Source organism: Compostimonas suwonensis, assembly GCF_002797855.1.
In the GTDB taxonomy this organism is placed as follows: domain Bacteria; phylum Actinomycetota; class Actinomycetes; order Actinomycetales; family Microbacteriaceae; genus Compostimonas; species Compostimonas suwonensis.
Genome location: NZ_PGFB01000005.1, coordinates 132,616 through 154,903 on the forward strand (window position 1 = coordinate 132,616; position 22,288 = coordinate 154,903).

12 protein-coding genes and 1 tRNA gene are annotated in these 22,288 nt (G+C 68.6%); 7 read left to right on the forward strand and 6 right to left on the reverse strand.

The window, feature by feature from the left end; all coding sequences use genetic code 11:
- Positions 1 to 286: 286 nt before the first annotated feature.
- From lepB to CLV54_RS14195, 4 genes are all read right to left on the reverse strand, one after another.
- A complete protein-coding gene (lepB, locus tag CLV54_RS14180) occupies positions 287 to 892 on the reverse strand; it encodes a signal peptidase I (RefSeq protein WP_100345645.1) in 606 nt (201 codons plus the stop codon).
- A 2-nt stretch (positions 893 to 894) separates the two neighbouring features.
- Positions 895 to 1,842 carry a DUF305 domain-containing protein gene (locus tag CLV54_RS14185; protein WP_100345646.1) on the reverse strand — a complete coding sequence of 316 codons (948 nt, stop codon included), beginning with the start codon at positions 1,840 to 1,842 and terminating at the stop codon, positions 895 to 897.
- Between the two features lie 121 nt (positions 1,843 to 1,963).
- Positions 1,964 to 3,865 carry a copper amine oxidase gene (locus CLV54_RS14190; protein ID WP_170062006.1) on the reverse strand — a complete coding sequence of 634 codons (1,902 nt, stop codon included), beginning with the start codon at positions 3,863 to 3,865 and terminating at the stop codon, positions 1,964 to 1,966.
- Between the two features lie 28 nt (positions 3,866 to 3,893).
- Positions 3,894 to 4,625: a hypothetical protein gene (locus CLV54_RS14195; protein WP_100345648.1), complete on the reverse strand. Its 732-nt coding sequence runs from the start codon at positions 4,623 to 4,625 to the stop codon at positions 3,894 to 3,896.
- A gap of 576 nt (positions 4,626 to 5,201) precedes the next feature.
- On the opposite strand from CLV54_RS14195, the gene CLV54_RS14200 reads away from it, so the two are divergent.
- Positions 5,202 to 5,275 (forward strand) — tRNA-Pro (locus CLV54_RS14200).
- A 260-nt stretch (positions 5,276 to 5,535) separates the two neighbouring features.
- Here the strand turns inward: CLV54_RS14200 and CLV54_RS17825 are convergent.
- Complete coding sequence (locus tag CLV54_RS17825; protein WP_157802986.1) at positions 5,536 to 13,125, reverse strand: discoidin domain-containing protein; 7,590 nt, start codon at positions 13,123 to 13,125, stop codon at positions 5,536 to 5,538.
- A gap of 167 nt (positions 13,126 to 13,292) precedes the next feature.
- On the reverse strand, positions 13,293 to 14,507 hold the full coding sequence (locus tag CLV54_RS14210) for an ROK family transcriptional regulator (RefSeq protein ID WP_211294562.1): 1,215 nt from the start codon (positions 14,505 to 14,507) through the stop codon (positions 13,293 to 13,295).
- 78 nt (positions 14,508 to 14,585) lie between these two features.
- Here CLV54_RS14210 and CLV54_RS14215 point away from each other — a divergent pair, with 78 nt between their 5' ends.
- From CLV54_RS14215 to CLV54_RS14240, 6 genes are all read left to right on the forward strand, one after another.
- Positions 14,586 to 15,449: a LacI family DNA-binding transcriptional regulator gene (locus CLV54_RS14215; RefSeq protein WP_157802987.1), complete on the forward strand. Its 864-nt coding sequence runs from the start codon at positions 14,586 to 14,588 to the stop codon at positions 15,447 to 15,449.
- Between the two features lie 78 nt (positions 15,450 to 15,527).
- The gene (locus CLV54_RS14220) at positions 15,528 to 16,820 is read left to right on the forward strand and encodes an ABC transporter substrate-binding protein (protein WP_100345651.1); all 1,293 of its coding nucleotides are present in this window, start codon (positions 15,528 to 15,530) and stop codon (positions 16,818 to 16,820) included.
- A gap of 80 nt (positions 16,821 to 16,900) precedes the next feature.
- A complete protein-coding gene (locus CLV54_RS14225; RefSeq protein WP_211294563.1) occupies positions 16,901 to 17,851 on the forward strand; it encodes a carbohydrate ABC transporter permease in 951 nt (316 codons plus the stop codon).
- Between the two features lie 11 nt (positions 17,852 to 17,862).
- Positions 17,863 to 18,759: a carbohydrate ABC transporter permease gene (locus tag CLV54_RS14230; protein ID WP_211294564.1), complete on the forward strand. Its 897-nt coding sequence runs from the start codon at positions 17,863 to 17,865 to the stop codon at positions 18,757 to 18,759.
- The gene (locus CLV54_RS14235) at positions 18,756 to 21,311 is read left to right on the forward strand and encodes a glycoside hydrolase family 2 protein (protein WP_100345653.1); all 2,556 of its coding nucleotides are present in this window, start codon (positions 18,756 to 18,758) and stop codon (positions 21,309 to 21,311) included. The genes CLV54_RS14230 and CLV54_RS14235 overlap by 4 nt, the downstream gene beginning before the upstream one ends.
- Positions 21,312 to 21,646: 335 nt before the next feature.
- Positions 21,647 to 22,279, forward strand: coding sequence for a hypothetical protein (locus tag CLV54_RS14240; protein ID WP_100345654.1), 633 nt, complete (start codon positions 21,647 to 21,649; stop codon positions 22,277 to 22,279).
- Positions 22,280 to 22,288: the final 9 nt, after the last annotated feature.

Consider the following 22,288-nt stretch of genomic DNA (forward strand, 5'->3'; position numbering starts at 1 on the left):
CGCCGAACGCGGGAGCGCGCGACGCAGCGCCGTGCGGGCAGCACGGCTGTCGGCGGGTGGCACGACGTGATCGACGACCGCGCGAGAACCGTCGCGGTCGGTCGGCAGACACCCGGCGCGACCCCCACGTCCCGGGTCGCATCGTGTTCTCATGGTGTCTTCATAGAAGAATCACAGGTGGATATTTCGGCCGTGTTTCCACCCCGGACACACTCCGTTACAAGTCCCCCAGACGGGTGACGGTCCACTCGGAGAAGACAGGGTCCGCCTCTGTCCACACGCCGGCTCAGTGCGCGCTGAACCCCGCCGCAGGCCCGTAGCCGAACGTCACGACCCCGACGAGCATGTCCTTCCGGACCCCGCCCCCGCCCTCGTCGGCGGCGTGGAAGCGCGAGTCCCGCGAGGCGCTGCGGTGGTCGCCCATGACCCAGTAGCTGCCCTCGGGCACGAGGATGTCGAAACCGAGGCTGCTCGCCGGCTCGCCCGGGTAGAGGTACGGCTCGTCGACCTCCGCGCCGTTGACGAGCAGGGCGCCGTCGCCGCCCGAGCAGCAGCTGACCCTGTCCCCCGGCAGCCCGATGACCCGCTTGACGACGTAGCCGTCGTCGTCCGCAGCAGGCTCCTCGGGCAGGTCCTGCGGGTACCCGATGACCGCCTCGACCGGATCGATCCAGCCCCCGGGATCGCGGAACACGACGATGTCCCCGCGTTCGACCGTGCGCAGCTTGTCCACGAGCACCTGGTCGCCGACGGCCATGGTGGGTGCCATCGATCCGCTCGTGACGACGAAGACCTCCACGACGAACGACCGCAGCCCCTGCGCGAGCAGGTAGGCCAGCACGGCGAGGGCGAGCACCCTCAGGAGCACCTCGCGAACGCCGAGCGAGGCCATGCTCAGCCGAGCTCGGCGATCATCGTGCGCATCGCATCCACCTCGCGCTGCTGCTCGTCGACCACGTGTTTCGCCGACCCGACCGCGAAGGCGTTGCTGCCCGTGGCGATGAGCTCCCGCGCCATCTGCACGGCCCCCTCGTGGTGGCGGATCATCATCTCGAGGAACATCGTCTGGGCCTGCGCCGTGGGGGCGTCGCGCAGTGCCGCCAGCTCCGCGTCGCTGAGCATGCCGGGCATCGCAGGCGACACGGACGCCGCACCCGCCGCATCCTCCCCGTCCGCCGTGCCGTCGTGGGAGGCATGGGTTCCGCAGTCCACGAGCACCCCGGCCGCGACGGTGGGCTCCTGCGCCGAGGGCACCGGCGTGGCCCCCGCGTGGGCGGAGTGCGGGCGTGTCGCGGGGGCCGCAGAACCCGCGTTCTTCGCGATCTCGGCGCTCCAGGCATCCTGCCAGCCGCGCATCGCGTCGATCTCGCGCGACTGGTCGTAGACGATGAACTCGGCGAGGGCGGAGGCGCGCGGCCAGACCCCCTCTTTCTCGAGCAGGTACCCGCTCATCGTGAGGGCCTGCTCGTGGTGGGAGACCATCTTCTCGACGTAGCAGAAGTCGACGGGCTCGGGCGCGAGGGGCGTCGGGGCGGATGCCGCGCCCGCACCCGCTCCCGGTGCGACCGCCGACCCGCCGGCCGCGCCTGCCGTACCCGCGCCCACGCCCGACGCGCCCACGCCGATCGCCGGCACCTCGGCCGCGACGAAGCGGGGCGCGACGAGGAGGACGGCCCCGGCCGCGACGACGACGGCGAACGCGATGACACCCCACCGCATCGCACGCCGTCGGTGGGATCGCGGCACCGGCTGCTCACCGGGCTGCCCGCCGGGCACCGGCGATGCGGGCTGTGCGTCCCGCGAGGATCGCAGGGGCCGCTCGGGCTGCTCGGGCTGTTCCACGGCCGTTCCTCTCTCGTCGCGCCGGTCTCGTCGCGCCGGCTCGCCTCACCGGCCGTCGAACACGGCCGGTGAGTGCGGGGGCGCGACCTCGACGGCCGCGCCCCCGCATCCTTCTATCGGGTCACACGCTCAGAGCCGTGTGCGACCTCCTCCGCTGGGTCCACGCCAGCACGGCGAGGCCCGCGCCCAGCACGAGCAGCGCGATCCCGCCGAAGGCGAAGGGGCCAGCACCGAAGCCCGTCGAGCTGAGGAACCCGAAGGCGGCGGCGGGTTGCACGACCTCGAACGGGATCTCGACGGTCGTGCCCGAGTCCTGTCCGACGAGCACGACCTTGTGGGAGCCCGCCGAGGTGCCTCCCGGCACCGCGAAGCTCAGTCCCACGTCGCCCGCGCCGCTCGCTGTCGTCGTTCCCACGGCGACCGGTTCGGAGTACATGGTCGCGCTCACGGTCTCACCCGGTGTGAAGCCGGATGCCGAGACGCCTTGCACCGAGCCGGGTGCGATCGGGCTCGTGGTCACGCTGCCTGCCGCGGCCCGCGCCACCGGCGGGGTCGTGGGGCTGCTGCTCGGCGTGGGTCCCGTGCTCGGGTCGGCGCTCGGGCCCGTGGTCGGGTCCGTGCTCGGGGTGGGGCTCGACGAGTCCGTGGGAGTCGGCATCGTCGTCTCCGTGGCGGTGGGCGTCGGGGTGGGCGAGGTCGTCTCCGTCGGGGTGGGCGTCGGCGTCGGGGTGTCCGTCGGGCAGGGGCGGCTGTTCAGCCGGGAGTTCTCCCCGTTCAGGCAGGCGCGCCCGGCCGGCACATCCGGAGCCTGCTTCGTCACGTCGCGCGGGTAGAGGGTGAAGCCCTGCCAGTGGATCGGCATGGGACTCTGGTCCTCGTCGCGCACGATGTGGTGGAAGCCGACGTTCACGTAGGCGACGGGATCGTTGAGATCCTCGTTGTCGGCGATGTAGTCGGTCACACCCTTGCCCGCGTTATCCGGCGCCAGGTTGTACGAGGCGTGGATCTCGTTGCTCTTCGGCTGGGTGAACGCGATGTCGTAGTCGGTCTCCGGGTTGAGCGCGTAGGCCTGGTCGCGTTCCATGATGATCTCGTACGAGCGCTCGTGGCCGTCGGGGTTGATGCTGTTCGGGTTGACGACTCGGTAGCCCTCGCGTTTGTCGACGATCACCTTGCCCTCCTTCTCGACAGGCGTCACCGCCGTCTCGAGCACGGCCGTGTGGCCGGTGTCGGTGTCGGTTCCGTACTCGCCGGTCGGCTCGGTGTCGAACTTCTCGACGAGCTGGGTGTTCGAGGCGTTGTCGAGGCCGAAGTCCACCCGCCAGAAGGCGCTGTGGTAGTGGCTCGTGGCGTAGTCGGTCTCGCCCTCGCCGATCGGCCAGCCCGTCGCGGCATCCGAGAAGCCGCTCGGTGCGAGGTCGCCCGTCGCGCCGATCCGCACGCTGATCTCGCCGTCGTCGTGGAAGCGGTACTCGGTCTGGTACTCGTACCAGCTGATGCGGGTCATGATGTGCAGCACGAGGTCGGTGCCCTGCTTCACGTAGAGACCCGAATTGGAGACGTTGGAGCGATAGGCCAGGCCCGAGTCATCCTCACTGATGCAGAGGGTGGGCAGATCGGGCAGCTCCTCCGTGGCGAAGGCGGTGCGCACCTCGCCGGTCGGGCAGTCGACCTCGGTCAGCGCCTGCAGACGTCGGCCGCCGACCTGGTACGAGGTGACGTCGTTGTACTCGGTCTGACCGTCGTCGTAGGGGACGTTGAGCTGCGACAGGCCGATCGAGTCGAGCACCATCATCGGCCGGTCGCCCTTCGGCGGCGTGAACGCCACCTTGTCGAGGATGAGGCCGCGGTAGGTGTCGACGCGCCAGCACATCTCCCAGCCGGACGAGTTCTTGAGGGTCTCCTGAACGAGCGATTTGCCGGTACAGGATGCCTCGGTGACGGATTGCGCCGCGGACGCGGGCTGGGCGATCGCCAGGGTTCCGCCTGTGGCTATGAGCACTCCGATGAGTGCGAGTTTCACGATACGCATAAGCTTCGATATCTCCAGATCACTTGATGGAAACGACGGTCTTGGTTGACAGGTTGACGACGAGGTTCGAGGTCGAGAGGAAGGTGCCGTCCGGCGTCTGAGCCACGATCTGCACGCATCTCTCGGCACCGCAGTTCTCGGCCCCCAGCACGGAGGCCTTCGACGAGAACGACGACGCCCCGTACTCGGTCTGCTCGGCCGAGGTGAACTCGCCGCCGGTCAGGGCCGTGAACTCCTCTTTCATGACCGCTCCGAGCGGGTCGGCGAGCGCGATCCTGAACGCCTCGATCGTCTCGGTGTCGGTCGGGGCGGGCTGGCTGCCCGAGCCCGCCGTGGTCGACTCCACGGTCTTGGTCGTCAGATTGGTGACGAACCGGATGAGCTGGTTGGCCGTGTAGTCGTAGTACAGCAGGTCGAACCGCCGCGCTCCGTCGGTGTAGGAGGCCGGCTCCGACACATTGGTCGAGATGTACTGGGCCCCCGGCTCGCCGAAGAGATCGGTCGCGCCGGCGAACTCGGGCGTCTGGCTCGCGAGGTACCGGGCGTAGCCCACCTCGTCGACCGTCAGCTGGTCGTGGGAGGTTCCGACGGTCGGCGGGGCCGGCACGGCGGTTGCGGCCTTCTCCGGGGCATCCTCATCGGTCGATTCGGCGGCGATCGTCGGGGCCGGCGAGCTCGAGCCCGGCTCCTCGCCGTAGACGGCGAGCTGGCTCGCCAGCACGAAGGCGACGGCAGCGCCTGCGACGGACACGGCCGAACCGATTGCGAGAGCACGCGTTGACGGTCTTTTCCCCCTGGAGTGGGGAAGTCCGCCTCCGCTTCCTTGGTCTTTCATAGGCGTGTTGGCTCCTTGATTAATCGTTTGTCTGACTCACCGATCCGCGCACGCCGACGAGCGGCGTGCGGCTGCTCGCGGGCACGACGATCGACGCCGTGGATCACGGCGTCCGCGCGTGCTGCCACGGCAGGGCGGTGCTGGGGATGATGCGTGGTGCTGTGGTGCGTACTGCGGAGGTGCGTGGTGCTTGTGGAGCGATGGATCGGTGACTCGATGGATCGCGAGGTCCGTCGGCGTGAGGGCCGAGCGAGATGTGCCCGGCGCGGCCTCGGGAAGGGCAGTGATGTCTGCTGGTGTCCCCCGTGTGTTTCCTATGAGTTTCCTCTGCACAGGTTTCACATGGGTTTCGCACAGGGTCGAACGTGTTACTGGTCGGGGGGCAAAAACATGAATCCGAAACCAGCGCGAAATACGGGAAGGGGCTCGGTTCCGGCTCCGGTATCTGAGCCGGGCTCGGACGGTGTATTCTTGTCAAGGCCTTCGGGCCATCGGGGTATGGCGCAGCTTGGTAGCGCGCTTCGTTCGGGACGAAGAGGTCGCAGGTTCAAATCCTGTTACCCCGACAGTGTGCTTTTCAAAGCAGTGTGATTTTCAAAAACGGTGGCTCCCGAGCAGCAGCCGACGCCGTTCGCCGCGATCCTGCGCAGGGCTTCTGAGCGTCGCGGCGCACGTCATTCGTGACGGCGCACGATAGAAGATGCGCCGCGACGAATACCGTGCGCCACGAACCACGGGAGAGAGCACGCGAACGCCCGCCCCTCTGCCGGGAGGATAGCGGCGGAGGGGCGGGCGCGGCGGCTCAGAGAGCCGGGGTGCGGTCAGATCAGCTGTCCGCCGGGCTCCCTTCCCGACGTCGGCGTACCATGACCAGCCCGCCCAGCACGATCAGCAGGGATGCCGCGAGTGCGAGGCCGAGGGGCAGCTCCGCGCCTGTGGCCGCGAGCGACCCGGCTCCGACGACGGTCACCGTGACCGAGATCGGCTCGAAGCCCTCCGACTCGATGACGAGCCTGTGCGCGCCCACCGGGAGATCCTTCGGGATCTGAACCGGGAACGAGACGCGGCCGTCCTGATCGGCGACCGGGATGCCGGTGACCACGAGCGGTGCACTGAAGAGCGTCGCGCTCACCTGCTGCCCCGGGCGGAGTCCGGAGACCGTGACGGTCAGCGTTCCGCCCTGCTCGACGGTGCCCGAGCCGATGTCGACCGTGGCCCAGTCGGCGCTCGGCGGCGTCGGCGTATCCGTCGGCGTCGGCGTATCCGTCGGCGTCGGCGTATCCGTCGGCGTCGGAGTATCCGTCGGCGTCGGAGTATCCGTCGGCGTGCTCGGGCTGGCGGCCGGGACGGTCACCCTCAGGCCGGCCGTGTTCGCCCTGCTGCCGTCCGACGTTCTCGTCACCGTCAGCACGAGCGTCACCTCCGTGGCCGCGTCCGGCGGGGTCACCGTGCCGTCGAGGCCGATCACCTCCGGCTTGTTCGAGCTGGAGATCACGACGCTGAAGCCGTCCGGCACTGCCGGCAGGGTCAGCGATGTCGCATCCTTGGCGGGCGCCGTGATCGCGGTGATGGATGCCGCGACCTCCGCCGCGGTCTGCTCGACCACGGTCTTCGCCGGAACGGTCACCGCCAGACCGGCCGTGTCGGCCGTGCTGCCGTCGGACGTCCTGGTCACCGTCAGCACGAGCGTCACCTCCGTGGCCGCGTCGGGCGGGGTCACAGAGCCGTCGAGGCCGATCACGTCCGGCTTGCTCGAGCTCGCGATCGCGACCGTGAAGCCGTCCGGAACGGTCGGCAGCGTGATCGACGTCGCATCCTTGACGGGCGCCGTGATCGCGGTGATCGAGGCCGCGACATCCGCCGCCGTCTGCTCGGCCACCGATTTCGCCGGAACGGTCACCGTGAGGCCGTCGGTGTTCCACGTGCTGCCGTCGGAGACCCTCGTCACCGTGAGCACGAGCGTCACCTCCGTGGCCGCGTCGGGCGGGGTCACAGAGCCGTCGAGGCCGATCACGTCCGGCTTGCTCGAGCTCGTGATCGCGACCGTGAAGCCCTCCGGCACCGCGGGCAGGGCCAGCGACGTCGCATCCTGGACCGGTGCCGCTATCGCGGTGATCCCGTTCGCGACGTCCGCCGCCGTCGGCTCGTCGGGCTCATCGCTCGCGAGGGTGCCGTAGACCTTCATCTCGTAGATCGAGTAGCCCCATTGCCCGGACTTCTCCACGCCCTGCATCCGGATGTACCGGGTGTCGACGTCGAGATCGATGAGATCCGTGCCTCCGTCGCTCGCCGTCTCGGTGAACGCGTCGGTCCAGTTCTCGCCGTCGGGCGAGGTCTGCACCTTGTAGCCCTTGGCGTAGGAGTCCTCCCACTCGATGGCGACGCGGTAGACGTCGTACTGGTCTTCGAGATCCACCTGCAGCCAGCTATCGGCGGGCTCGTGCGCACCCCAGCGGGTCGACATCTGCCCGTCGAAGGCGGCCGCCGAGGTCTGCTGCGGGTTCGACTCCGAGGAGGCGAGGGACGGCTTGTTCAGCGCGATGTTCGGTGCCTCCTGCCCGTAGACCTCCATCTCGTAGAGCGAGTAGCCCCACTGCCCGGATTTCTCCACACCCTGCATCCGCACGTAGCGGCCGACCGCGTCGATCGGGATGGTCTCCGTGCCGCCCGAGGAGTCGGTCTCGGTGTGCACGTCTGTCCAGTGCTCGCCGTCCATGGAGACCTGCAACGTGTAGGCCTTCGCGTACGACGCCTCCCACTGCAGATCCACCTCGTTGAGCGAGTAGACGTCGCCGAGGTCGACCTGCAGCCAGTTGTCGGCGGCCTCGTCGGCACCCCAGCGGGTGCCGGGGTCGCCGTCGAACGCCTGCGCGGCGGTCTGCTGGGCGTTCGACTCCGAGGAGGCGAGCGCGGTCTTGCCCTGCGCCAGGTTGACCTTCGTCGCATCCTTCAGGGTCAGCTCGACCGTGACCGGCACGCCCGCCTTCAGCGGGAGCACCCGTGCGATCCCGCCGAGAGGCGAGCTCTCGATCGCGACGTCGTCGCTCGTGATCGTCTCGATGCCCGAACGCTGGATGAGCGTCAGATCCTGATCGATGCCCGAGGTCACCGTCGCCGTCACCGTGCGCTGGCCCATGTCCCAGGCGAGGTTGTCGATCGTGAACTGGCCCTTGCCGAGCATGCCCGAGATGGAGCCCGTCGTGAGGTCCTTCGGCAGCGCCGGCAGCAGCTCGAGCGTGTTCTTGTCCGTTCGAGCCAGCATCTCCATCATGATCGTCGGAACCGAGTTGACGACGTCGGTGGCGAAGGTGCCGTGATTGTTGTAGTGCGAGGTGGACATGCTGCTGTAGTAGTAGTCGTCCTTCGCGAACCGCAGCAGCTTCGAGTTGACGGAGTCCGCGTCGTTCAGGTCGGCCGCGATCAGGGCGCCGTGCAGCAGGCCGTGGCCTGCGTTCTCGTAGTTGCCGCCGTCCTTCTTCTGGAGGAACACCCGGGCCGCGTCGTACAGCTCCTTGTCTTTCTCGGGCGTGATCTCACCGTACGGCCAGACGGGCATAAGACCGCTGGAGTGCCGGTGCTGGTAGCTGTTCTTGTTCGCCAGATCCGGCCAGGCCCACTCGGCGAGGGCGCCGTCGTCGTTGACGATGTACGGCGGCAGGTGGTCGAGCAGCTCCTGCCAGACCGGGATCTTGTCAGCGTCCTTGCCGAGCGCCGTGCTCGTCTCGATGAGGGTCGTCAGGGCGAACCGGGCTCCGGAGATGTCGTAGACCGAGTTGACCGAGAGCGGCACGCCGCCCGCCGGCCGGTTCTCGGGCGAGATCGATCCCGCGAAGATGTAGTCGCCGTTCTCATCCTTGTCGACGAGGAAGTCCTCGTAGAAGTCCCCCATGTCGCGGATGAGCGGGTAGTACTCGTTCTCGAGGAAGGACTTGTCGCCCGTCATCTCGTAACGCTCCCAGAACGGATACAGCAGCCAGGACTCGCCGCCCGTCACGTACTGATACGGGTAGTCGAAGTTGATGTTGGAGATGAGGCCCTCGCCGTTGGGCGTGTTGCCGCCCGTGAGCATTCCGCGGGTGCCGAGCAGCTTCTGAGCGTTGGTGCGGAAGTCCTCCTGCCACTGCTTGTTGAGGTCGAAGTAGCCTGCCATCACCTCCGGCATGTTCCCGATGTTGCCGCTCGAGATCTGCAGGTTGAGGTTCGCGTCGAGGTGGAAGTAGCCGTCCCAGCCGACGTTGCTGTCGCCCGTCCAGTTGCCGAGCAGGTCGGGTGCGGCCGTCTCGTTGCTCGAGCCGAGCAGGTGGTAACGACCCGAGTAGAACATCCGCTCGTAGAGCGCCGGGATCGGCGTCGGCGACGACTTCTGCTCGGCGAGCAGCTGCTCGGTCGACTTCGAGCGGTCTTCAGCGCTCGCCCCGAAATCGATCGAGACGCGGTCGAAGATCTTCCGGTGCTCGGTCACGTGGCGGCCGAGCAGCGTGTCGTAGTCGTCGGTGATGCCCGCGAGCTGCGTCTGGAGGGGCTGTGCGGCCCACTCCTGCTCGGCCGGGACACCGCCCTCGTAGGTGCCGTTGTAGCGCTGGGTGAGCGACAGCAGCAGCACGTAGCTCGCGCCCGTGACCGACACCTTCGTGCCCTTCATGGTCTTCGTGCCGTCGGTCACGATGCGCGTGACGCCCTCGTATCCGGCGTTGTAGCTGCCGTTCGGGTACTTCGCCCGCAGGTTGAGGTAGTCGGTGTTCGAGTTGTCGGTGTAGGTGACGCCCTTGCTGAGCAGGTTCATGCCCGGGTCGATCGAGAGCCCGAGGTCGACGTCGAGCGTCTGCCCGGCCGGGGCCGGAAGATACTGCGCCGTGACGCCGTCCGTCCTCGACACGAAGGAGTCGCGCTCCCAGTCGCCCTTGTCGTCCGTCCAGTTCACCGCGACGGTGCCCGACTCGTAGTCGGTCGAGCGCACGTAGTTCGTGACATCGCCGGCATCCGGCATCTCGATCGTCATCTTGAACCCGGGGTGCTTGCTGCCCTCACCGCCGCCCTGGTACCCCTGCACGTCGGCCGCGAGCTGATTGGCCTCCTGGTACTTGCTGCCGATCAGGAGCTCGCGGATCTTGTCGATGTTCTCAGGGCTGACGGTGTTGAAGGTGCGGTGCGGACGAGCCTCCGTGCGCGCCATGAAGAAGTCCTTGTCGTTGAACACGACCGTCTCATCGCGCGGGTTCCCGAAGACGATGATGCCCTGCTTGCCGTTGCCGGCGAGAAGGCCGTCCTCCCAGTCCGCGTAGTTCTGCGGGTAGGTGGTCGAGAGCGCCTTCGTCGCGGGGTTGCCGGGGGTCGTGAAGGTCGTCGTGAGACCTGCGCCCTCGTTGCCGTTCGCGTCGAGCGCCGTCACCTTCACGCTGTAGGTCTTGCCCGCGGCCAGCCCCGTCACGTCGTAGCTGCGCGCGTCGGCGCCCAGCGTGTCGACGAGAGCCGTGCCCCGGTAGACCCTGTAGCCGGTCACCGCGTCGTCGTCGACCGCAGCGGGCCACGCGATCGTCGCGCCGCTGTCGGTCACGCCGCTCGCCGTGAGCTGTGCACCCACGGGCCACTCCGGCGCCGTGTCGGCGGGCTTGGGCTTGCCGTAGACCTCGAACTCGTAGAGCGAGAGGCCCCACTGCGTCGCGGCCTTGGTGCCCTGCATCCGCACGAAGCGCGCATCCGCGGGGGTGTCGAGCGTGATCTCGTCGACGTGATCGCCCGTCGGGGTCGAGTCGTCGTGGCTGTGGACGTCGGTCCAGTCGCTGCCGTTCTCCGAGACCTGGATCGTGTAGATCGAGGAGTACGCGCCCTCCCACTGGAGGACCACCCTGTCGATGACGTGAGTGGTGCCGAGATCGACCTGGAGCCAGTTGTCGTCTCCGCCGTTCGAGCCCCAGCGGGTGCCGGAGTTGCCGTCGAAGGCGCGGAACGCCGAACGGTCGTACTGCGGCTGGCTGTCGTGCTCGCCGCTTCCGTCGTTGGACTGCGACGACGCCGTGTAGGCCGACGGCGGCAGGTTGAGCGCGACGTTGACCGGCACCTCCGGCGCGATGGGCGTGCCGTAGATCTCGAACTCGTAGAGCGAGTAGCCGTAGGCGCCGCTCGGCGTGACGCCCTGCATGCGCACGTAGCGCGCGTGCTCGCGGATCGTCACGGTCTCGACGCCGCCGGCGCCCGTCGTCGTCGAATAGGCGTCGTTCCAGTGCTCGCCGTCATCGGAGATCTGGATCTTGTACGCACGAGCGGATGCCGCCTCCCACGACAGCACGGCACGGGAGACGTCGTACTCGTCGCCGAGGTCGACCGTGATCCAGGCGTTCGGGTCGTTGCTGTGGTCGGTCGACCAGCGCGAGGAGCCGTTGCCGTCGATGGCCTTGTCGGCCGTGTAGCTGCCGTCTTCGTACGAGGCCGTGGCCGTCGCGTCGGGGTTGAGCGAGAGGTTGACCGGCACGTCCGACGGCGGCGCGGGCGGGGTCGGCACGGTCTGACCGCGCGGCGGCCACAGGGTGAAGGAGTTCGCACCCTCCTGGGCACCGGCGAAAGGGCCGGCCATGGTGTCGCTCGAGGCCACCGGGTCGCCGAAGAAGTCGGTCGCGACATCCGCGGGGATGCTCTCGTTCGCGTTCGGGATGATCCCGACACGCGATTGCGTCACCGGCGTCAGCCCGTCGATCCCCGTGGTGTCGAGGTCGAAGTCGAGCGTCATCTCGGTGTTCGTGGCGGTGTACTGCAGATCGGAGATGGCGCCGCTGACGTTGCCCTCCTTGATCTGGGTCTTGCCGGCCGCGTCGTTCGGAAGCGTCGAGCCCTCGACGATGTTGTTGTACCAGTAGAACTTCTGGGGCGAGGTGACCGCCGTCGTCTCGTTCATGGTGCCGGGCTCGAAGTAGTAGGCGTCCCGGCCGCCGCCGTCGACGTTGATGCGGCCGTTGTCGATGAACATGTTGTTCGCGAACGCGACCCCCGTGGCATCCAGCATCCGGATGTCGCTGTTGCCGATGAAGACGTTGTTGTCGACGAGGATCGGGCCGTGCACCGCCTCCGCGTAGTAGCCCCACGGGCTGTTCATCACGATGTTGCCCGTGATGCGCACGTTCTGGTTGCCCCAGTCCGTCCAGATTCCGGCGGAGTTGCCGCCCTTCGAGTTCTTGACGTAGTTGCCCTTGATCAGGCCCTCGTTCATGTAGTGCACCTTGATCGGAGCCGTCTCGGCGCCGCTGAACTCACCGCGGTAGTTCGTGTCCTCGATCATGTTGTAGAGGATGTCGGAGTTCCACGAGAACACACCCGCGATACCGGACTGGCCGGCCTTGCCGATGTAGTTGTTGCGCACGATGTGCGAGCCGTACTTGTCGGTGTCGCGGAAGTCGGTGCGTGTGTTGCCGGGCCGGTTGCCGGCCCACTCGTCGTTGCCGAGCCCGATGTCGATGCCGATCGTGCGCGCGTTGATGACGATGTTGTTCTCGATGATCCACTTGAGGCCGCCGTACACGCTGATGGCGCCGGCCTGGCGCCGCGCGGGGCTGCTCGGGAAGTCGGAGTAGGTGCCGGCCGCATGCTTGACGGTGAAGCCGTCGATCGTGATGTAGCCGAGGCCCCAGACGTCCGGGGCGATGACCTGCCGGCGCACGTTGATCTCCGCGAGCTTGGCGTTGGGGTCGGCGCCGTCGAAGTTCGCGTAGATCGTGGTGTTGCCGCCGGCCACCTCCGAGTACCAGGTGTTCGCCGAGCTCTGCACGTTGCTCAGGGCCGGCTTCTCGTAGAAGGCCTCCTCGTTGAGGTAGACGTCTCCCGCCGTGTAGCCCGGGAAGACGCCGTCTCCGCCGCCCTGGGGCTGGCCCGTCGCGTAGGGGTTGTAGTCGCCGAAGTAGCTGTCGGGCAGGGTCACCCGCCACACGTCGCCGCTGTCTTTGACCCAGGTGTCGATCTCCTCGGAGCCCTTGACGACGACCTCGCCGTCGCCCGCGTTGGTGTAGGTGATGCGGTCGTCCTCGCCGGTGCCCCCACGGGCGGGCTTGACCGTCTCGCGGTAGAGACCCGCGTGCACGACGACCGTGTCGCCGGGCTGGGCCTCCTGTGCCGCGTGGTTGATCGTCTTGTACGGCGAGGCCTCGCTGCCGTCGCCGGAGTCGTCGCCGTCTGTGGCGACGTGGAGAAGCCGCCCGTCGGCCGGGGCCGGAGCGGCCATCGCGATCGACGGGATCGCCATCGTGGTGAGCAGAAGAGCGCTCACGACGACGGCGAGCGCCTTCTTGCCGCTGCCCGAGACGGCCGATGTCACCCCGTTCCAGAAGGATGTTCGCGTCGCCCCCTGCGTCGCGATGCGGGTTCGGGGGCTCGGTGCGGGGCCGGTGAGGGCCGCTGCGCGCACGGTCGAGCGCATCCTGCTGTGATTCATGGGGCTCCTTTGCTCGAAAGTGAATCATCCAACAGGATGACCGAGCAAAGGTCGGATGTCAACGACTTACATAAATAATATATGTTTCTTGTTTCTCGGCGCTTTATCCCATTCGATGGGCTGAATCGCGAGGCCGGCGACAGGCCGTGCCGAGGGTCAGTCGCGCGTCAGCCGCGCGCGATCCCGGGGCCGTGGCCGGGGGCCACCGCGCTCTGCAGGACGAGCGTGGCGGCGCCGATCGCCGCCGAATCCCTCGGATCGATCGCGAGCTCGACCCGGATCGGATGCAGGGCGCGGGCGAAGGCCCGGGTGTCCACCCGCTCCTGGGCCGCGGTCACGAAGATCGACCCCGCGACGGCGAAACCCGCACCCGCGAGCACGATGCGGTCGAGGTCGAAGAGGTTCACGAGGGTCACGGTCGCGAGCGCGAGCCGATCGGCGGCGATGCGCACGAACTCGGCGGCCGCGGTGTCGCCGGTGACGGCCGAACGCGCGACGAGGTCGAAGAGCGCGGCATCCGGAAGATCCTGCCAGCCGGGCGTCTCGACTCCCCCGGCGTCTCGAACCTGCTGCGCAACGGCGGCGGGCGAGGCGTAGCACTCGAGGCAGCCGACATTCCCGCAGGGGCACTCGACGCCGTCGGGCACGACCGTGATGTGGCCGAGCTCGGCGGTGTTCGAGCTCGCGCCGCGCAGCAGAGAGCCGTCGAGCACAACGCCCGCGCCGATGCCGCCGTCCATGTAGATGGTCGCGAAGGCGTCCGAGCGGGAGACGTTGCGGCTCCAGAACTCGCCGATCGCCGAGAGCGAGGCGTCGTTGTCGACGAAGACGCGGGTGGCCAGCCGGGCCTCGAGCTCGTCGCGGAGCCAGACCCCGTCGAGGCCGGTGATCGCGGACGGGGCCGGCACCCGCCCCGTGACGACGTCGGTCGGGCCGGGCACAGCGACGGCCAGGCCGACGATGTCGTCGGGGTCGAGCCCGACGGCGGCGACGAAGCGGCCGTACAGCTCGGCGATCCGCTCGGCTATGCCGTCTTCGAGCGGGCCGACGGCGGCGATGGCCTGTCGTGCGACGACTCCGCCGAGCGTGTCGGTCGCGACGCAGATGATCGTGTCGGGGCTCACGTGCATGCCGATTCCGTACGCGGCATGGGAGTCGAGCTCGAGAAGGGAGCGGGGCTTTCCGCGCGTCGAGACGACGGCGCCGGTCTCCCGGATGACCCCGTCGGCGATGAGCTTGCGCACGATCCCCGACACCGCCGGCTGGGTGAGGCCGGTGAGCTCGGTGAGCTCGACACGGCTGATCCCGCCGGCCGACCGGATGAGGTCGACGATGAGTGCGCGGCTGCCCGGACCTGCTGCGACCTGCTCACGACGTGCCACGCTGTCTCCTCCCGTCACAGTAGGTTAGTTCACCAGGGTGCAACCATGGACGACGGGGAGGTGTCAGTGCATCACACAGTGGGATTCGCACTGGCCAAGCCGGCCGAGGTGCTCGGCGCCGAGCCGTACATGCACGAGCTCGTCGCCGGGATCGAGCGTGTGCTCGTGCCGCGCGGCGGCTCGCTCCTGCTGAGGATCGTGCCGACCGCCGCCGAGGTCGCCGCGACGATCCGCCGCTGGGCGGAGGGCGGTCTCGTCGACGCCGTCGTGCTCATCGACCTCGTGCCGCACGACCCGATCGTCGACCTCGTGCGCGATCTCGCGATCCCCGCGGTCGTGAGCGGCGACCCCGAGACCGCGGGCGGCCTCACGACCGTCTGGTCGCAGGACGACCTCGCGATGGAGACCGCCGTCGAGGCGATGCTCGAGCTCGGCCACACCCGGATCGCCCACCTCACGGGCCCCGCGCACATGGCGCATACCCGGTTGCGCATGTCGGCCTTCGAGCGGCTCGCCGGACGGGGCGACGCCGCGACGAGCATCCACGAGGGCGACTACACCGAGCGCAGCGGCCGGGAGATCACGCTCGAGCTCCTGCGCGGAGAGCACCCGCCGACGGCCGTCATCGCCGACAACGACCTCATGGCGATCGGCGCACTCGCGGCCGCCGCCGAGCTCGAGGTTTCCGTGCCGTCGCAGCTGTCGATCCTCGCCTGGGACGACTCGCCCCTCTGCCAGCTCTCCGAGCCCCCTCTCTCGGCCATGAGCCACGACGTGCAGACCATCGGCGAGCTCATCGCCATCGCGGTGCTCGACGCCGAGGCCGGCCGAGCGAGCGAGTCGATCCGGGCCCCCCGCGCCGAGTTCGTCGCGCGGGGGTCGACGACTGCACCGCCCGTGACGGAGGCATCGGCATCCGTGCTGGGAAAAATACAAACATAAATTAGTTATGTAAGTAATTGACATCCGACCTCTCGTCGGTCATGCTGTTGGGGATTCGCATTCGAGCAAAGGAGCCCCATGAATCACAGCAGAACCCGAACGGCCGCGCTCGTCGCGGCCGTCGCCGTCCCGGCACTCGTCTTCACCGGTTGTGCCGGCTCGGGCGGTTCGGAGGCAGCGTCCGACACGATCTCAGTGGTCACTCGCTGGGCGTCGGGCAGCACCGAGGCCGAGATCCAGCAGCGCGTCTTCGACAAGTTCACCGAGGACACCGGCATCAAGGTCGAGTTCACCGACGGACTCGAGGAGATCGACGACCAGGTCGAGACGGCCGTCGCGGCGGGCAAGGCGCCCGACCTCGTCATCGTCAACCTTTACGACAAGACCCTGGGATGGCTCGACGCCGGCGTGACCGTGCCGCTCGACGACCAGATCGAGGAGTGGGGTCTCGCCGACCGAATCCAGGAGAGCGCGCTCGACGAGTGGCGGGTCGGAAGCGTGCCCTCGGGCGAGCTCCAGGGCCTGCCCTACAGCGGCTTCAGCTGGCCGATCTGGTACAACACCGATCTGCTCGCCCAGGCCGGCGTGACCGAGGTCCCCGAGACGACCGATGACCTGATCGCGGCGTCCACCGCCCTCCGCGCGGCGGGCATCCCCCCGCTCATCGTCGGCGGCAACGACTGGTCGGGCCAGAAGCTCTTCTACCAGATCATCCAGTCGTACGCCGACGCCGACGCCACGAAGAAGGTCATGAGCGAGGGCGGCTACTGCGAGAGCGACGACATCATGAAGGGCATCGACCTCTTCACCCAGCTGCGAGACGCCGGCGTGTTCGTCGACGACGTCGCCGGCTACACGGCGGATGACATGTACGCGACGTACTTCGCCGAGAAGGCGGCCATCATGCCCGCCGCCTCCTGGGAGTTCGCGCCCGCCCTCGAAGCGGGCACCGACATCCAGGACGTCACCCAGCTCGGCGGCCTCGCCATTCCGGCCGACGGCACCTTCACCCAGCCCACCGCCTACCAGGGCTTCACGGGCGTGGGCTTCATGGTGACGAAGCAGGGCGCCGAGTCCGACCGCGTCGACCTCGTGCGCCAGCTCATCGAGGCGTTCTACTCGGATGACGCGGTCGCCGACTTCGTGACGAACGGCAACAACGTCACGCCCGTCATCGGCGACTTCGCCGACAAGGCCGAGAACCCGCTGCTGAAGGCCGCACTCGACCTCGGAGACACGGTCGACTACGCGGTGCTGCCCGACGTCTGGATCGGCTCGTCGTCCGACCCGCTCATCCAGGTGATCACGAAGGCGTACGGCGGCGGCGACGCGCAGGAGATCTGCGCGGGCCTCGACCAGGCGACTCTGTAGCCCCATCCGAACGATCTGCGTGGATGGTGCGGGGACCGGCTGCCAGCCGGTCCCCGCACCTGCCCCGCGAAAGGACCACCGTGATCGAGACTCACGTGAGCCGGGACCAGCTCGCTCCTCCGACTGCCTCCCCCGCTGATCACCCCGAACCACCCCTGCCCCGCCGCCGAGGCCGGCAGAACCGCCTGCTCTGGCTCACCGCACCCTCGATGGTGTGGTACCTCGTCTTCACCATCGGGCCGCTCGCGGGCATGTTCGTCATCGCCTTCCTCGACTGGAAGGGCCTGATCTACACGCCCAGCTTCGCCGGGCTCGACAACTTCGCCCGGGTCTTCAGCGACCCGACCTTCTACGACGCCCTGCGCAACAGCGCCGTCCAGGTCGCCGTCGCGATCCCGGTCATGCTGCCGCTCGCGTTTATGCTCGGCTACTTCCTCAACTCGAAGCCGCGCGGCCACCGGGTGCTGAGCGTGCTGTTCTTCACCCCCGGCCTCATCTCGATCTCGATCAAGGCCACGATGTTCTACGGCGTGTTCTCTCCGACGGGCGGCCTCAACGGGCTGCTCGACGTGATCGGGCTCGACTCCGCCACGACGGCGTGGCTCGCGAACCCCGCCACGGCACTCGGCGCGATCATCTTCGTCGACCTCTGGTCGGGCATCGGCTGGACGGCGGTCCTCTTCGCCTCCCGGCTCGCGAGCGTGCCGACCGAGATCCTCGAGGCGGCCGACCTCGACGGCGCCGGCCGCGTGCGCAAGATGTGGCAGATCGCGTTCCCGATGATCAAGGACTACTTCGCCACCCTCACGATGCTGCAGTTCCTCTGGACGCTCTTCACCTCGGCCGCCCTCATCCTGCTGCTCACGAGCGGTGGCCCGGGCACCTCCACGACGACCCTCTCGTACCTCGTGTATGCGAAGGCGTTCTCGCAGCAGGACCTCGGCTACAGCCAGGCCGTGGGCATCATCCTCCTCGTCGTCGGCGTGCTGGGCATGGTGCTCATCCGCCGCCTCCTCCGAACCAAGATCTGAACGGAACGACCGTGACCGCAACATCCGCACCACGTCCCGCCGCTCGGCGCGCCGGCACCCCCGTGCGCCGCCGCAAGCGGCTGCCGTCGCCGACGAGCTCGGGGCCCGCGGCGACCATCCTGGCGTGGCTCTACGCCCTCGTGCTCGCCATCCCGCTCTACTATCTGCTCGTCAGCTCGCTGAAAGACAACATCGGGATCTTCACGAACCCGTTCGGGCTGCCGACCGAGCCCATCTGGGAGAACTTCGCGCAGGCGTGGAACCGGGCCCAGCTCGGCACGGCGCTCCTGAACTCCGTGCTCATCTCGGTGGTCGCGGTCGCGCTCACCCTCGTGCTCGCGATCCCGGCGGCCTACGCACTCGCACGGAGCGAGAGCCGTTTCGCCCGCGCGATCACGGGCGTCTACTCGGCCAGCTTCCTCATCCCGCCGTTCGCAGCGCTCATCCCCACGGTCATCCTCGCGATCCAGCTCGACCTCTTCTACACCCGCGAGTTCCAGATGCTCTTCCTGCCCGCGAGCGCCCTGCCCCTGTCGATCCTCCTGCTCACGCAGTTCATGAAGACCGTGCCGCCCGAGCTCGTCGAGGCGGCCTCGATCGACGGCGCCGGTCAGTGGTCGATCCTTCGGCGCATCTTCATCCCGCTGAGCATGCCCGGCATCGTGAGCGTCACGATCCTCCAGGTTCTGACCTTCTGGAACGAGTACCTCTTCTCGCTGACGATCACCGGCACCTCCCCCGAGATCCGCACCGTGCAGGTCGCCCTGCCGAGCCTCATCTCGGATTCGACGCGGTTCGGCGTGCTCGCGGCGGGCACCGTCATCACCCTCGTGCCCGTCTACCTCGCCTACGCCATCCTGCAGAAGCGGATGCAGGAGGCCCTCACGGCAGGAGCGCTGAAGGGATGACCGACACGCAGATCGCCACCACCCGCGCGGTGGAGCGCCACGACCTCGGAGGCGCCTGGACGCTCCGCCTGCTCGGTGGCACGCAGACCCCTCCCGGTGTGCCGGACGTCCCCGCCCTCCCCGCCACGATCTCCGCGGTCGTCCCGGGCCAGGTGCACATCGACCTGCTGCGCGCCGGACTCATCGACGACCCCGACGTGGGATTCGGCGAGCTCGCGCAGGGCTGGGTCGGGCACTCGGCGTGGGAGTTCTCGCGCACCTTCGAATGGACGCCGGAACCCGGCACCCGCACGGAGCTCGTCGCCGAAGGGCTCGACACCTTCGCCGAGGTGCTGCTGAACGAGCAGCCGATCGGCCGCACGGCCGATCAGCATCTCGAGTACCGCTTCGACGTCGGCGAGCTGCTGCGCCCCGGCACGAACACGGTCACCGTGCGCTTCGACTCGGCATGGGAGGCCGCTTGGGCCGACGAACGCGCCCGCGGGCCGCTGCCGAGCCCCTACGACGAGCCGTACCCGCACGTGCGCAAGGCCGCGTTCAACTTCGGCTGGGATTGGGGCCCCCACCTCGTGACCGCGGGCATCTGGCGGCCCATCCGGCTTGAGCGCTTCACGGCGCGGCTCGCCGGGGTGCGCCCGCTCGTCGACGTCGCGGACGACCTCTCCTCGGCCTCGGTCGTCGTGGTCGTCCGCGTCGACGGTCTCGACGGCGATGCGGCGGATCTGATCGAAGCCGTCCTGCTCGACCCGCGCGGTGAGATCGTCGCCCGGGCACAGGCACCGGTCGATCCGGATGTCGCGGAGCAGCGGCTCGGGCTCGAGATCGCGAACCCGGCCCTCTGGTGGCCGGCCGGCCTCGGTGAGCAGGAACGCCACCGTCTCGAGGTGCGTCTCGTTCGCGACGGCGGCCTCCTCGACCGCTGGGATCGGCAGATCGGCCTGCGCTCGGTCGCCGTCGACGACCGGCCGGGCCGCTGGGCGATCGTCGTGAACGGCCGACGGGTGCGCATCCGCGGCTACAACTGGATCCCCGACGACCCCTTCGAGGCCGAGGTCACCGACGAGCGTCTCGGCCGACGGCTCGACCAGGCCCTCTCGGGCGGGGCCAACCTGCTGCGGGTCTGGGGCGGAGGCGTCTTCGCGAGCGACTCGTTCCTCGACGGCTGCGACGAGCGCGGCCTGCTCGTCTGGCACGACTTCCTCTTCGCCTGCGCCGTCTACCACGAAGACGAGGATGTCGCCGAGCTCGTGCGCCGGGAGGCGGAGCAGTCGATCGAACGGCTGTCGAGTCATCCGAGCGTCGCCATCTGGTGCGGCGGAAACGAGGCCGTGATGGGATGGCACGGCTGGGGCTGGCCGGAGCTCATCGGCGACCGCGCGTGGGGCGCCGACTACTACACCGAGCTGCTGCCGGGCATCGTCGCCGAGCTCGACCCGAGCAGGCCCTACGTGCCGAACAGCCCGTGGGGCGGAAGCCTCGACATCGACCCCAACAACCCGGATGCCGGCCCGACCCACCTGTGGGACGAGTGGAACGAGATCGACTACGCGGGCTATCGCCGGCACGATCCCGTGTTCGTCTCGGAGATGGGCTGGTGCGGCGCGCCCGCCTGGTCGACCCTGCGTCGCGCGGTTCCCGAGGGCGACCTCATGCCCGACAATCCGCAGCTCGTGCATCACATGCGGGCGATCAACGGGATGCACAATCTGGCCCGCGGTCTGCAGCCGCACTTCCCCGTTCCCCGCACGCCGCAGACCTGGCACTTCGCGACCCAGCTCGTGCAGGCCCGTGCGGTCTCCTCGGGTGTCGAGTGGCTGCGCAGCCGCGAGCGCAACGCGGGTGTCATCGTGTGGCAGCTGAACGACTGCTGGCCCGTGCTCAGCTGGTCGGCCGTCGACGGCGACGGCATCGAGAAGCCGCTCTGGTACGCGCTGCGCCGCTCCTTCGCCGAGCTGCTCGTCACCGTGCAGCCGGTGTCGCCCGGTGGCCCCCTCGACCCGGGTGGCACGGAAGGGCTGGAGCTCGTCACGGTCAACGACGGCACGGATGCGCGCTCCGTCACCGTGCTCGCACGACGGGTGCACCTCGACGGGCGCACGCTCGCGACCGAGGAGATCACGGTGCAGGTGCCCGCCGACGGCACCAGCCGGGTTCCGCTTCCAGCCTCGATCGGCTCGCCCGACGATCCGGCGAGCGAGCTCGTCGTCGTCGACTCGCCGGCCGGCCGCTCCGTCTGGGCGCACCGGCCGGACCGGATGAGCACACTGCCCGCGCCGCATTTCGAGCTCGACGCCGAGCTCGATGACGGAGCGCTACGGGTGATGATCACCGCCGGAACGCTCCTGCGGGATGTCGCGCTGCTCGCCGACCAGCTCGGCGACGCGCTCGACGTTCCGCCGTCGGAGCTGTTCGTCGACCGGATGCTCGAGACGCTCCTGCCCGGCGAGCGCGTGGAGTTCCGCGTCGCGCGACGGGACGGGCTCCCGCTCCAGACCGCGCCCGGTCGCGACGTCGTGCGCGACGTCGTCCGGTGCGCGAACGACCTCGTCTAGGCCCGACGTAGCGCCGATCGAGGCCGCAAACGGCCTCCAGGGCCCCTCTGTGCCCTGGAGGCCGTTTGCGCGTGGTCCGTGCCCCACCCGCCGTCCCCATCTCAAAACGACGGACTTTCCTTCTCAAACGACCTTTTCCGGGCGAAAAAGGCCCGTATTGGGCGAAATCTCCGTCGTTTTAAGGGGGAAAGGGCAGGAAGGCGGGAATCCTCGACAATTTTTCTTAACCGAGGTGAACCATCTTCGGTCGGTTCTCGTTGTTAGGTATGACAAACCTAACTAGCTGCACCGCGGTCGGTCACGGTCGCGGCGCAGAACCGACCGAAAGGCACCCGGTGACAACCACCTTCGAACCATCGAGCCCCGACTCCGCGGCGGGCCCGGCCCGTGGCTCCACGATGGGCTCCACCCCCACGACTCGCTCCTCCGGTGTCTTCGGCACCCGCTGGTTGCGCGGCGCCGCCGTCGTGCGCATCCTCTTCGGGGTGCTCTGGGCCATCGACGCGATCTTCAAATGGCTGCCCGGCTTCATCGGCGGCGAGACCCTCGCCGACGAACTCGGCAAAGTCGACAGCGTCGAACTGCCTGTCGTGCACGAATGGCTGCAGCTCTGGAACACCGTCGGCCTGGCGAACCCTCCGGCCTTCGCCGTCGTCATCGCCGTGATCGAGACGCTCGTCGCGATCGCCCTCATCACGGGAACGCTCTCCAACGTCGCCTTTCTCGGAAGCGCGCTGCTCTCCTTCGGCATCTGGTCGGGCGCCGAAGGCTTCCACCTGCCGTGGAAAGACGGCATGACCGATCTCGGGCCGTCGGTCGGCTACATCTTCGCGTCGCTCGCGCTCTTCTACGCCGCCGCCGGCTCCACATGGAGCGTCGACAGCCGGTTGCGGCCTCGTCTCGGCCGCGCCGGGTGGCTCAGCTCGCCGGCCGTCCCCGCGTTCGCGCGGCGGGGTGCATCCGACTGACCGTACGTC

Bases quoted from the DNA above. Each gene is read 5' to 3' on its own strand.
- CLV54_RS14220 (WP_100345651.1), top strand. From the start codon at position 15,528: ATGAATCACAGCAGAACCCGAACGGCCGCGCTCGTCGCGGCCGTCGCC.
- lepB (WP_100345645.1), bottom strand. From the start codon at position 892: ATGGCCTCGCTCGGCGTTCGCGAGGTGCTCCTGAGGGTGCTCGCCCTC.
- CLV54_RS17825 (WP_157802986.1), bottom strand. From the start codon at position 13,125: ATGAATCACAGCAGGATGCGCTCGACCGTGCGCGCAGCGGCCCTCACC.
- CLV54_RS14235 (WP_100345653.1), top strand. From the start codon at position 18,756: ATGACCGACACGCAGATCGCCACCACCCGCGCGGTGGAGCGCCACGAC.